The organism is Candidatus Pantoea formicae (assembly GCF_011752625.1).
Taxonomy (GTDB): Bacteria; Pseudomonadota; Gammaproteobacteria; order Enterobacterales; family Enterobacteriaceae; genus Pantoea; species Pantoea formicae.
Genome location: NZ_VWXD01000012.1, coordinates 86,289 through 99,051, shown reverse-complemented (window position 1 = coordinate 99,051; position 12,763 = coordinate 86,289). Strand labels below are relative to the sequence as shown.

11 protein-coding genes are annotated in these 12,763 nt (G+C 54.8%); 5 read left to right on the top strand and 6 right to left on the bottom strand.

Annotated features, from left to right (window positions below; genetic code table 11):
* Positions 1-14 precede the first annotated feature (14 nt).
* Genes yihX through fabY form a run of 4 tightly spaced genes read left to right on the top strand, consistent with a single transcriptional unit; the run spans position 15 to position 2,925 of the window.
* Positions 15-611, top strand: coding sequence for a glucose-1-phosphatase (yihX, locus tag F3J38_RS23555; RefSeq protein ID WP_167142760.1), 597 nt, complete (start codon positions 15-17; stop codon positions 609-611).
* Complete coding sequence (locus tag F3J38_RS23550; RefSeq protein WP_167142757.1) at positions 612-1,484, top strand: virulence factor BrkB family protein; 873 nt, start codon at positions 612-614, stop codon at positions 1,482-1,484. It abuts the gene before it with no gap.
* A complete protein-coding gene (dtd, locus tag F3J38_RS23545) occupies positions 1,481-1,918 on the top strand; it encodes a D-aminoacyl-tRNA deacylase (RefSeq protein WP_167142754.1) in 438 nt (145 codons plus the stop codon). The genes F3J38_RS23550 and dtd overlap by 4 nt, the downstream gene beginning before the upstream one ends.
* 59 nt (positions 1,919-1,977) lie before the next feature.
* Positions 1,978-2,925, top strand: a complete 948-nt coding sequence (gene fabY / locus F3J38_RS23540) for a fatty acid biosynthesis protein FabY (protein ID WP_167142751.1) — start codon at positions 1,978-1,980, stop codon at positions 2,923-2,925.
* Between the two features lie 146 nt (positions 2,926-3,071).
* Here fabY and F3J38_RS23535 read toward each other — a convergent pair whose 3' ends face one another.
* The 3 genes from F3J38_RS23535 to F3J38_RS23525 all read right to left on the bottom strand — a co-directional run bounded on the left by F3J38_RS23535 (position 3,072) and on the right by F3J38_RS23525 (position 7,278).
* Positions 3,072-4,751 (bottom strand): AsmA family protein, encoded by a 1,680-nt coding sequence (locus tag F3J38_RS23535; RefSeq protein ID WP_167142747.1) that lies wholly within the window; start codon positions 4,749-4,751, stop codon positions 3,072-3,074.
* Positions 4,752-4,873: 122 nt separating this feature from the next.
* The gene (locus tag F3J38_RS23530; protein ID WP_167142744.1) at positions 4,874-6,250 is read right to left on the bottom strand and encodes a nucleobase:cation symporter-2 family protein; all 1,377 of its coding nucleotides are present in this window, start codon (positions 6,248-6,250) and stop codon (positions 4,874-4,876) included.
* A 92-nt stretch (positions 6,251-6,342) separates the two neighbouring features.
* Positions 6,343-7,278, bottom strand: coding sequence for a quinone oxidoreductase family protein (locus F3J38_RS23525; RefSeq protein WP_167142741.1), 936 nt, complete (start codon positions 7,276-7,278; stop codon positions 6,343-6,345).
* A 70-nt stretch (positions 7,279-7,348) separates the two neighbouring features.
* On the opposite strand from F3J38_RS23525, the gene F3J38_RS23520 reads away from it, so the two are divergent.
* Positions 7,349-7,825 carry a MarR family winged helix-turn-helix transcriptional regulator gene (locus F3J38_RS23520; RefSeq protein ID WP_167142738.1) on the top strand — a complete coding sequence of 159 codons (477 nt, stop codon included), beginning with the start codon at positions 7,349-7,351 and terminating at the stop codon, positions 7,823-7,825.
* Between the two features lie 51 nt (positions 7,826-7,876).
* On the opposite strand, the gene recG is transcribed toward F3J38_RS23520, so the two are convergent.
* The 3 genes from recG to spoT are packed head-to-tail and all read right to left on the bottom strand — an operon-like array spanning position 7,877 to position 12,759.
* The gene (gene recG, locus F3J38_RS23515) at positions 7,877-9,955 is read right to left on the bottom strand and encodes an ATP-dependent DNA helicase RecG (protein WP_167142735.1); all 2,079 of its coding nucleotides are present in this window, start codon (positions 9,953-9,955) and stop codon (positions 7,877-7,879) included.
* A complete protein-coding gene (gene trmH / locus F3J38_RS23510) occupies positions 9,952-10,647 on the bottom strand; it encodes a tRNA (guanosine(18)-2'-O)-methyltransferase TrmH (RefSeq protein WP_167142732.1) in 696 nt (231 codons plus the stop codon). Before trmH ends, recG begins: the two co-directional genes overlap by 4 nt.
* A gap of 3 nt (positions 10,648-10,650) precedes the next feature.
* Positions 10,651-12,759, bottom strand: coding sequence for a bifunctional GTP diphosphokinase/guanosine-3',5'-bis pyrophosphate 3'-pyrophosphohydrolase (spoT, locus tag F3J38_RS23505; RefSeq protein ID WP_167142729.1), 2,109 nt, complete (start codon positions 12,757-12,759; stop codon positions 10,651-10,653).
* Positions 12,760-12,763 lie beyond the last annotated feature (4 nt).

Here is a 12,763-nt window from a genome sequence, read left to right as displayed (position 1 = left end):
AAAGGAGAGGCGTCATGCTGTACATTTTTGATTTAGGCAATGTGATTGTTGATATCGATTTTAATCGTGTGCTCGGCGTCTGGAGTGACCTGGGACGTGTGCCGCTGGCGACGTTGCAGAGTCGTTTCCGTATGGATGAAGCGTTCGAGAAACATGAGCGGGGTGAAATCAGCGATCCTGAATTTGCGGCACGCATTTGTGACCAACTGGATATTGCACTGAGCTATCCGCAATTTACCGCGGGCTGGCAGGCGGTGTTTGTCGGCACACGCCCGGAAACGCTGGCGATCATGAATAAGCTACGTGATAACGGTGAGCGCGTGGTCATTCTGTCCAACACGAACCAACTGCATTTTGAATTTTGGCCTACGCAGTATCCGGAAGTGCAGCAAGCGGCCGACCGCGTTTACATGTCGCAGGATATGGGGATGCGGAAACCGGAAGCGCGTATCTACCAATCTGTGCTGGAACAGGAAGGCTTCACTGCCGATCAAGCGGTGTTCTTTGACGATAACCTCGCCAATATTGAGGCCGCCCGTGCGCTGGGTATTGAAAGCGTGCTGGTGGAAGATGATAAAACCGTGCCGAACTGGTTTGCGAGCCGTCTCTGAGTGCTGACGCGTAACCATCTTCGCCATTCGGCGCATGCGTTTTTTCTGTGGGTAAAGCTCCTGTGGCGGCGCATAGATGAAGACAATATGACGACGCAGGCCGGAAATCTGGCCTACGTCTCATTGCTGGCGCTGGTGCCGCTGATTGCCGTGGTGTTCGCGCTGTTTGCTGCGTTCCCGGTGTTTTCTGGCATCAGTGTGCAGCTTAAGCACTTTATCTTTAGCAACTTCATGCCTGCCGCGGGTGACGTGATTCAGCGCTATCTCGACCAGTTTGTTCGCAACGTGAATAAGATGACCGCGGTAGGTGCCGTGGGGCTGATCGCGACAGCACTGCTGTTGATGCACTCTGTGGACAGCGCACTCAATACTATCTGGCGCAGTGATAAGCAGCGACCGATGGTGTATTCATTTGCGGTGTACTGGATGATTTTGACGCTAGGCCCTTTGCTGGCGGGCGCCAGTCTGGCTATTAGCTCTTACTTGTTATCACTCCGCTGGATCAACGTCACAGGTGTCAACAGCCTGATCGATCAGGTATTACGCATTTTCCCCTTACTGCTCTCCATCCTCACCTTTTGGCTGCTTTACAGCATTGTGCCAACACGTCGCGTACCCACACGCGATGCGTTGATCGGTGCGATAGTCGCGGGTCTACTGTTTGAGCTGGGTAAAAAAGCTTTCGGGCTCTATGTTACGATGTTCCCTTCGTATCAGTTAATTTACGGCGTTCTGGCGGTAATCCCGATTCTCTTTCTTTGGGTTTACTGGACCTGGTGTATTGTGTTGTTAGGTGCGGAAATTACCGTCACGCTGGACGATTATCGTCAGCTAAAACAGCAGGAACGCGAAAAAGAACGAGAGGGTGCATGATTGCTTTAATTCAGCGCGTCAGTCGCGCCAGCGTCACGGTTGATGACGAGACGGTGGGCGAAATTGGTGCTGGTTTGCTGGTGTTATTGGGTGTTGAGAAGGGCGATGACGAGCAAAAGGCACAGCGCTTAACTGAGCGTGTGTTGGGCTATCGCATCTTCGGTGATGAGAACGACAAGATGAATCTGAACGTGCAGCAGGCGGGCGGCAGCGTGCTGGTGGTGTCACAATTTACGCTGGCCGCGGACACACAAAAAGGTATGCGCCCTTCTTTTTCTGGCGGTGCCGAACCGGCTGAAGCCGAACGTCTTTATCACTATTTCAGCGATCGCTGCCGGGCACAGGGTGTGACCACGGCTAACGGTCGTTTTGCTGCCAATATGCAGGTCTCGCTGGTTAATGACGGCCCAGTGACCTTCTGGTTGCAGGTGTGAGGTATTTAGCCGAGCGGACAGGGATCAGCCACGCAAGCTCCGAACGAGAGAATCACTTTATGTATCATCTTCGTGTGCCGCAAACAGCGGAAGAGCTGGATATGTATTACCAGTTCCGCTGGGAAATGTTACGTAAACCACTACGCCAGCCGCAGGGCTCCGAGCGTGATGCCTGGGATGCACTGGCGCATCATCAGATGGTGGTCGATGAGCAAGGCAAACCCGTCGCTATCGGCCGTCTCTATATCAATGCAGAAAATGAAGCGGCGATCCGCTTTCTGGCCGTTCATCCCTCCGTGCAAGGCAAAGGCTTGGGCACGTTGGTGGCGATGACGCTGGAATCTGTTGCGCGTCAGGAAGGGGCGAAGCGCGTCACCTGTAGTGCACGCGAAGATGCCGTTGAGTTCTTTGCCAAGCTGGGCTTCGTCAATCAAGGTGAAATCACCGCGCCTCAAACCACGCCAGTGCGCCACTTCCTGATGATTAAGCCTGTGGTGACGCTAGATGACATCCTGCATCGCGCCGATTGGTGTGGGCAACTGCAGCAGGCTTGGTACGAGCATATCCCGCTGAGCGAAAAGATGGGTGTGCGTATCCTTCAGTATACCGGGCAAAAATTTGTCACGACGATGCCGGAAACCGGCAATCAGAATCCACACCACACGCTCTTCGCCGGTAGCCTGTTTTCCCTGGCGACATTGACGGGCTGGGGGCTGATTTGGCTGTTGCTCCGTGAGCGTCACCTCGGCGGCACCATTATTCTGGCGGATGCGCATATTCGCTACAGCAAGCCCATCAGCGGACGCCCTGGCGCCATTGCCGATCTCGGTTCATTGAGTGGCGATCTCGATCGCCTGGCGCGGGGTCGTAAGGCGCGTGTACAGATGGAAGTGGAGCTGTTCGGCAACGATGAGCTAGGAGCGGTCTTTGAGGGCGTTTATATCGTATTGCCTGCCGATGCAGACGGAGCGCTCGAAGAGGGGGGGTCCGGCGCGCATATCAATTAACACACCCTGCACATTCGTTAGCGGCGCAGCTTATTGCCCATCTGCAAGCTTCAGGTGTGTGCGATGAATCGCGCCGCTTCTATCTTGAATGTGTTGCTGGCTAGCGAAGAGCAACACGGAACGGCATCGGCACCGTTCCTGTCATATTATTGAACCTGCCCTGCATGCATCGTTTGCTGCACCGATTGTGTATCGGTCGTCACTGACAGGTTCGCCTCAACATTTGGGCGCAACGGGGCATTCGCGCTGAGCGCCCCTTTCAGCTGCAACAGCAGATTGCTATTGCCACTCAATGGTAATGCAGGCCATCCCCAGTTTTGCAACGCATTGGCAGGCACGGCCTGGCCTTTAAGATTAAGCGTCAATGGACGCTGCGCATCCTGCCCAACGCTCGCAGTGCCTTCCAGCAGACCACTGCCATTAAAGGCGCTCATTTCGGTGACTTGAATCTGCTGATCATTGGCTGTCAGGGCAATCGACGGATGACGCAAATCGCTGCGGTTAAACGTCGCTTCTGCCGCGTTAAAACTCGCCTTGCCTCCCCAGATCCCCCATTGATGCTGGCGCGCCAGCAGCACGTTGTCTGCATTGCCATCCAGCGCGGTCATCTGGAACGGGAAGTCTGGATTAATATCGATAACCAAATTGCGATTCGCGGTCGCGTGCTTCACGAAGACACTGTCTAGCCAGGAAGGTAAAGTCTGTTGCCAACGATCGCGCCAGTTCAGGGGTAAGGTATATTCCAGCCCGGCAATCGCTAAGTCATCGAGCGTGAGGCGTTTATCACTGCGCGTCCAGGTACCACTGGTACGGATCACGCCATTGACCCAACGTGAACTAAATTGTGCTAACTCAATTCCCTGTGCTGAGAAATTGGCATTAAGAATCGGATCGTTAAGCTCGAAGCTGCCGTTGATAAAATTACCGGCGTTCATCGACAGTGAGCCGCCATCGCTCTGCCAGTCATCGCCACGCAGCGTAATGTTCTTTAAGGTCAGATCGAGGTCAGTGACCGCCCAATCCGGGCCTTGCAGGCGGGCATCAGTCATATCCAGCCGATTAATGCTAACCGAAGGCACATCGCGCAGCGGGTTCAGGAAATCGCTCAGACTTTGATGGGTTTGCAGGCGGATGTCATTGAGGCGCAGCTGATCAATCTGCCAGTTGCCTTGCGCGTCGCGCTCAGCGTTGCCGGTCATCGAACCGCGCGCAATATCGGCCCCCATATTGGTCAGTACTAAACGTCGCTGATTCACGCTGCCTTGCAGCAGCACATTATTGCCCGTTACGCCGTTGAGCGTCATGATCCCTGCGCTCATCTGGAACTGGGCATCGCTGCCCAGCATATCCGTCGGCGTGGGTTTCCACGGGAGAATTCCACCATTCACCCGTTGGGCCGTCATCGGCAGCGTGCTATGCGGGCTGTCGATACGTACATTGTTTAGCTGCAGGCGGTTGGCCTGAATCGGCAGTGTGGTATCGGGGGTTTGATTGGCAAGATTGATCTCGCCATCACGGACTTCAATACTGTCAAAATGCAGCCAATCGCTGAATTGCACCAGTGCCAGACCCAGATCGACACGCTTGGCGACCAGCACCGCTGGCTGGCCATCATGACCAAAGCTGAAATCATCCAGAATGATGTGCGAGGGTGAAGAGAAGTTGTGCTCAATCTTGCTGAGAGAGAGATGCCAGGCGGTTTTATCACTTACCCAGCGGCTAAACCAGCCAGCGCCCCACTGAGTCTTCAGCATGACATACAGCACGACCAGCGCCAGCAGAATCAGCAGCAGTAAGGTAAGGAAAAACTTGCCTAAAAATTTCATCGCATCCATCCATCCCGATATTTATCCGGTAAGAGGTTGTTATGCCTGAATTACCGTTGCAGCTCAACAGCCTGGATGTAAAAGCGGATAAATAACAGGCAGGCCGAAGCCTGCCTTACAGGTTACTTTTCCTGTGGAAAGACGAGGTTAAGGACGATTGCGGTGATACCACCGGCGGCAATGCCTGATGACAACAGGGTTTTCAGCCAGTCTGGTGCAAATTGCAGGATCAGCGGTTGCTGTGAAACACCTAAGCCAACGGCCAGAGACAGTGCGATGATCATAATGGCGCGACGGTTCAGGGGTTCACGTGAAACGATACGCACACCGGAAGCGGCAATCGTACCAAACATGACGATAGTCGCACCGCCCAGTACCGGTTCAGGGATATGCTGCACAAAACCGCTCACCGCCGGGAACAGGCCAAGCACTATCAGCATTAATGCCACGACAAATCCCACATAACGGCTGGCGACGCCAGTCAGCTGAATCACGCCGTTGTTCTGCCCAAAGCAGGAGTTCGGAAACGTATTGAACAATGCAGATACAAAAGAGTTAAGGCCGTTGGCCAGTACGCCGCCTTTCAGACGCTTCATATACACGGGACCGGTAACCGGTTGTTCAGAAACATCAGAGGTGGCGGTGATATCGCCGATGGTTTCCAGTGAGGTCACCATAAACACCAACATCAAAGGAACCAGCAGATTCCAGTCAAAACCCAGACCGTAATAGAGCGGAGTGGGCACCGCGACCAGTGGCTGATTTGCCGGAGCGCTGGTGGTGGGCAGCATATCCAGTGCCCATGCCAGCGCATAACCCACGGCCATAGCGATCACCAAAGAGGCGACGCGCAGATAGGGGTTACGTTGACGGTTTAGCAGAATAATCACCACCAATACCGCGCCCGCGAGCAGCAAGTTTTTCGGTGCACCAAAGCTATGATCGCTCATCGCCGCAAACCCGCCGCCAATCGAGGTCAGGCCTACTTGAATCAGCGACAGGCCGATAATCATCACCACGATGCCGGAAACCAGGGGGGTAATGATGCGGCGTGCCAGGTGCAGTACGCGCGAAAGCACCATTTCGGTACAGGATGCCACCATCAAGGTGCCAAACAGTGCCGCCATCATGGTTGGGACATCCGCACCGCCATTTTTCAGCGCCATGCCGCCCATAATCAGGGGGGTGACAAAGTTAAAGCTGGTGCCCTGAATCGAGAGCAGGCCAGAACCCACCGGTCCCCAGGTTTTGATTTGCAGAATGGACGCCACACCTGACGCAAACAGCGACATGCTGATGATGTGCTGCGTATCTTGGGCGGGTAGACCCAACGCCTGACAGATCAACAGCGCAGGTGTAATCACTGCAACGAACATCGCCAGCAGGTGCTGACAAGCAGCAAACAACGTTTGCGGCAGCGGTGGGCGGTCTTCAAGGCGATAAATCAGTTCGCTTTTTGCGGTAGCTGGCTGGTGAGCTTCAGCGGTATTGACGGACATGGTGGGCGGTCTCAATAACAACAAAGGGGGGATTTTAAACGGTTGCGTTGTGAAAGCAATCGTTTGCAATGCCCCTTTGTCATTGCATTGATTTAAAGCGTAAACACGGTACGGCTACGGCTATCATCTTCCTGCCAGGCCTGCGCAACCTCGCTTAACGGACGCATCTGGAAGGCGATTGAAAAATCACTTTCCGCAGCGGCATTGAGCATCTCGCTAATGCAAGCGACCAGTTCTGCATCGGACACGCTGCCCAAGCCGCTTCCCATCAATGTGAGTCCAGATGAACGTAACAACTTGCTGTGCAGTGATATTTCCTGGCCGCTCAGTGAACCGATTTGGACAAACCGCACCACTTTCTCACCGCCTGCTACAGCGGCTTGCATAATATCGAGCGCGCTCTGGCCCCATAGATAATCCAACACCACATCAATGCCTTCTCTCATCAGTGCCGGGAGGACGCCTGGCAACTCGTCCAGTGTCAGAGTGATATCCACACCCTGTGCACGCAGTTGATCGAGCACGTCTCGGTTGCGTCCAGTGGCGATAATCTTTCCGGCACCAAGATGTTTGGCAATGCGCACTGCCAATCCACCAGAGGTTCCTGTCGCGCCATTAATCAGCACCGTCTCCCCTTGCTGTAACTGGGCACGACGCGTCAAGGCTGCCCATGATGACATGCCGGGATTAGCGATTGCCGCCGCCAGCACCGGGTCTAACGAGGCAGGCAACGGGACGATAGCCCCTGATGGCACCTGTGTTCTTTCGGCCATACTGCCCCAAGGGGCATTGAAAGCGAGAAAATAGACCGGATCGCCATTTTCAAGCGTGCCCGTGCCATCAATACCCGTGATAAACGGATAGTGCGAGCCTGCGCTGTAGTGCTTGCCTGCGGCGCGCGCTTTTGCCAACTGGCTGATGGCCGCGGCTTTAACGGAAACCACAACCTGCTCTCCCTCGGCCTGAGGTTCCGGGAAGTCACCATAAACGGGTCGTTCACCTGCTGCAGAAACGATAGCTGCTTTCATGCTTTCACCTTTGGGGAATCGGACAATATGTGTAATATGCACACATTAGTTCTGCCTCGGGATAACGTCAATGAAAAGTGTGCAAAATACACATAATAGTGCAGAGTTTGATGATCTGCATAATGCGCTGCTGATGATCGTTGGGACGTTCAATCGCCCCCAACGTGATGAGTTACTGATTAAAGAGTCCAATATTCAACTCGATCGGGCGCTGTTTCCGCTGCTAATCCAGATTGGCCGCTTCGGTCCGATTGGCGTGGTGGAATTGGCTGAGCGTGCTGGGCGTGATTACACCACGGTAAGCCGTCAGGTGGCGAAGTTAGAGGAGCTAGGGCTGGCGCAACGGCAGAAAAATGCCAAAGACAAACGCATCAATGAAGCGGTCATTACCGCAGCGGGTAAGGTAATGACCGATAAAATCGATGCAGCACGCGCGCAGATTTATCAGCATCTGTTTGAGAACTGGCAGGATAGCGAACGCACCGAACTGGCGCGCCTGTTGCAGAAATTTGTCGGGGATTTTATGGCGATTGACCGCAACCTGTAGGGCTGAGCATTTAATCGTGCGGACGATTCAACACGCAGCAAATGCTCATCGTTAAGCGTTGCTGTAGCGCTCTGTTTCCGGCAGCCATCGCTCAATCAGCGCCTGTGCCTGTTCGGGATAATGCTGGTGGATATGACGCGCGACGCGCTGCACTTCGGGGATCATGCCCTGATCGCGCAGTAAGTCAGCTACTTTGAACTCGGCGTTGCCGGTTTGGCGGGTGCCCAGTAGTTCACCGGGACCACGAATCTCTAAGTCGTGCTGAGCAATCACAAAGCCGTCGTTGCTGTCGCGTAAAACCTGCAAACGCTTCTGCGCGGTCTTGCTCAGCGGCGCTTTGTACAGTAGCACGCAGTGAGAGGCAACTGCGCCGCGTCCCACGCGGCCACGCAGCTGGTGGAGCTGCGCTAGACCCAACCGTTCCGGGTTTTCGATGATCATCAGGCTGGCGTTAGGCACATCGACGCCGACTTCAATCACTGTCGTCGCGACCAGCAACTGAATCTCGTTGGCTTTGAAGGCCGCCATCACCGCCTGTTTTTCTGCCGGTTTCATGCGGCCGTGTACCAGTCCAACCTGCAAGCCTGGCAGCGCGAGTTTTAACTCTTCCCAAGTGGCTTCCGCCGCCTGCGCTTCTAATACGTCTGACTCTTCGATCAGCGTACAGACCCAGTAAGCCTGACGGCCTTCATGGCAGGCATTTTTCACCCGCTCGATAATATCGCCGCGGCGACTGTCAGGAATCGCCACCGTCGTCACTGGCGTTCGGCCGGGCGGTAATTCGTCGATGGTGGAGGTATCGAGATCGGCGTAAGCGGTCATCGCCAAAGTGCGCGGGATGGGCGTGGCGGTCATGATCAGCTGATGCGGGTGGAAACCCTGCTCTTCCCCTTTTTCCCACAGCGCCAGACGTTGATGCACGCCAAAACGATGTTGCTCATCAATGATCACCAGCGCCATGCCGTTGAATTTTACCTGCTCCTGGAACAGCGCATGGGTGCCGACCACCATGGCGACCTGGCCGCTAGCAATTGCTTCCTGCTGCGCTTCACGCGCTTTGCCTTTCTGCTTACCGGCTAACCAACCCACTTCAATGCCCAGTGGTGCAAACCACTGACGGAAGTTATTGGCATGTTGCTCGGCCAGCAGCTCTGTCGGTGCCATTAGCGCGACTTGTTTACCGTGAGCGATAACGTCCAGTGCGGCCAACGCAGCGACCAGCGTTTTACCGGAGCCGACATCCCCTTGTACCAGGCGCATCATCGGGAAGTCGTTGGCTAAATCGCGCTCAATCTCCTCAACCACGCGCTTCTGAGCAGCAGTAGGAGAAAAGGGGAGCGCGGCCAGCAATTGTTTCGCCAGATTGTGCTTGGCGGGCATCGGCAAGGCATGATGGCGCTGCGCACCGGCGCGTACCGCCAGCATGCTCAAGTTATGCGCCAGCAGCTCTTCGAGAATTAAACGTTTTTGCGCCGGATGGCGGCCGGTTTCGAGCTCGCTGAGACGTAAGTCGGGCGGTGGACGATGCAGAATACGCAGGGCATCCGGCAAACTCATCAAGCCACCACTCAGCTCTGACGGCAGTAGCTCGGCAATGGGGCAGCTCTCCAGTAACGTGAGCGCCTGATCGGTAAGATTACGCAGCGTCGCCTGGCGAATACCTTCGGTGGTGGGATAAACCGGCGTAAGAGTTTCCTGTAACTCTACGCCGCCTTGTTCACCCTGTACGCGATACTCAGGATGGATAATCTCAGCACCGCGCTGGCCACGTTTAATTTCGCCATAAGCGGTGACGCGGCGGCCCGGCGCCAGACTGTTTTTCATGCCAGCATTGAAATTGAAGAAGCGCATGGTCAGTACGCCGCTGCCATCACTTATCTGGCACACCAGCATACGGCGACGGCCAAACGTGATGTCGCTGTGCAGCACTTCACCTTCCACCGTGGCCCAAACGCCCGGCAGCAGATCATTAATTTTGTAGAGTTGGGTACGGTCTTCGTAGCGCAGGGGCAGATGCAGCAGTAAATCTTGGATGGTAAACAGGCCTAGCTTGGCCAGTTTGCCCGCCTGACTGGCGCCGACGCCGGTCAGGGTACTGAGCGGGATGGCATCCAGCAGACGGCCTTTCATTTTTTACCCGTCGCTTGCATGGTCGCCCACCAATTGGCGTCAGCTTCCACTTCGCCCTGGGCATTGATAAACGGATACGGCAGACCTTTCTGCTTAGCGACACGCGCCAACACCGGATAGCCGCCTTCAAACAGCAAACGTTGCTGCTCGTCTTCATCCAGCAAGCTGTGTTTGCGTTGATACATGCCGGCGTTCTGACGTTGGCGCTGTGCTTCATACAGAATCAGCGCGGAGGCAACAGAAACGTTGAGCGATTGCACCATGCCTACCATCGGGACAATGATGTCCTGATCGGCGAGCGCCAGCGCTTCGGCGGAAATACCGGTCTTTTCCTGGCCCATCAGAATGCAGGTGGGTTTGGTGTAGTCGATGGCGCGGAAATCAACCGCATTGGCAGACAGATTGGTGGCGAGCACCTGCATCCCCTGATCTTTCAGGTGACGCACCGCTTCTGCAATATGGGGATGAGTTTGGACTTTCACCCAACTATTACTGCCCGCAGAGGCAGACACCATGGTGCGCATGCGCACGCTAGGCCAGACGGCATGGACCTCATGAATGCCCACCGCATCGGCAGTACGAATCACCGCCGAGACATTATGCGGCTTGTGGACCTGCTCCATGCAGACGGTGAGGTCGTGCTGGCGCATGGCCAGCATTTCCTGGATACGAGCAAAACGTTGAGCGTTCATGCACTAATTACGATTACGGTGAACTTTAATCACATCCGGCATTACGCGGATTTTACGCATAATGTTGGCCAGATGGACGCGGTCGTTCGCGGTGAGGCGGATAAAGGCGCTATATACGCGGCCATCACGCTCTTCCGTGTTCAGACTTTGAATGTTGGAACCGGCGGTATTGATTGCCGCAGTCAGGTTAGCCAGCGCGCCTTGGTGGTTGAACATATCCACCTTAATTTCAGCGACAAACTCCTGATCGGTGACTTTATCCCACTCAACCGGCATGAACTTCTCTGGCTCTTTCTGGTAGCCACGGATGTTACGGCAGGATTCGTGATGCACCACCAAGCCCTTACCCGGGCTGACGTGCGCGACAATTGGATCGCCAGGAATCGGTCGGCAGCACTTGGCAAAGGTAATGAGTACGCCATCTGCACCTTTGATTGGAAGCTTCTTGCGTTTGCTATTGCTCTGCGGCTCTTCACTGCCGGATTGCAGCAGGTTCTTCGCCACCACCACGCTCATGGCATTGCCCAGCCCGATTTCTGCCAGCAGATCTTCAATACTGGCGAGCTTCATGCGCTCAAGTTCATGCTGAATATTTTCCGCCGGAATCTCTGCCAGCTTCTTACTGCCGCCGAGCGCGTGGCTCAACAGACGGCGACCCAGGTTGACGGAGTCTTCACGTTTCAGGTTTTTCAGCAGCTGACGAATTTTTGCACGAGCTTTAGAGCTGACGACAAAGTTAAGCCATGCAGCATTTGGACGGGCGCCCGGTGCGGTGATGATTTCAATCGTTTGGCCGCTGGTCAGGGATTGTGACAGCGGATAAGGCTGGCGATCGACGCGAGCCCCCACACAGGCATGACCGATATCGGTATGTACCGCGTAGGCAAAGTCCACTGGCGTGGCGCCAGCGGGCAGTTCAACGATGCGGCCTTCCGGCGTGAACACGTAGATCTCATCCGGGAAGAGATCGGATTTCACGCTTTCGATAAATTCAAACGAACTACCGGCGCTTTGCTGCAGCTCCAGCAGGCTTTGCAGCCAGCGCTGGGCGCGAATCTGCGCGGTCGTGCCGCTTTCACCGGCTTCTTTATAAGCCCAGTGTGCAGCGACCCCCATTTCAGCCATCTGATCCATATCTTCGGTACGGATCTGCACTTCGACCGGCACGCCGTGCGGGCCAATCATCGAGGTGTGCAGTGATTGATAGCCGTTGGCCTTGGGAATCGCGATGTAATCTTTGACGCGTCCAGGACGCGGCTTATACAGACTGTGCATCTGTCCGAGCACGCGATAACAGGTATCCAAGTCTTTCACGATAACGCGGAAAGCATAGATATCCATGATCGAGTGGAAGCGTTGCTCTTTCAGGTGCATTTTGCGGTAAATGGAGTAGAGATGTTTCTCGCGACCGCTAACACGGCAGGGAATACCTGCTTCCTGTAAGCGTCCGTCGATTTCAGAAAGAATTTTCTGAATCATCTCTTTACGGTTACCGCGCGCTGCTTTCACTACCTCTTTAATCACCCGGAAACGGTTCGGGTAGAGGGCTTCAAAGCCGAGCTCTTCCAGTTCAGTTTTCAGGTGATGGATACCAAGGCGGTGCGCCAGAGGACTGTAAATCTCCAGCGTTTCCAGCGCGATACGACGCTTTTTATCCGGTCGTAATGCACCGAGCGTGCGCATGTTGTGCGTGCGGTCAGCCAGTTTGATCAGAATGACGCGGATATCTTGCACCATTGCCATGATCATTTTGCGGAAGTTTTCAGCCTGCGCTTCTTTCTTGTCGCGGAACTTCAGCTTGTCGAGTTTCGACACGCCTTCCACCAGTTCAGCCACGCTTTTGCCAAACAGCTGTTCCATGTCTTGGTAGGTGGCAGGGGTATCTTCAATTACGTCATGCAGCAGCGCGGCCATCAGCGTTTCGTGGTCGAGTTTCATCTCGGCCAGAATGCAGGCTACGGCAACAGGATGGGTAATGTAAGGTTCACCGCTGGAGCGTGTCTGACCCTCGTGGGCATCACGCGCGACAAGATAAGCTTGCTTGAGGCGCTTGATTTGCTCCTCAGGCAAGTATTTTTCAATCAGTTGATTGAGGCTTTCAAACAGATACAAGGTT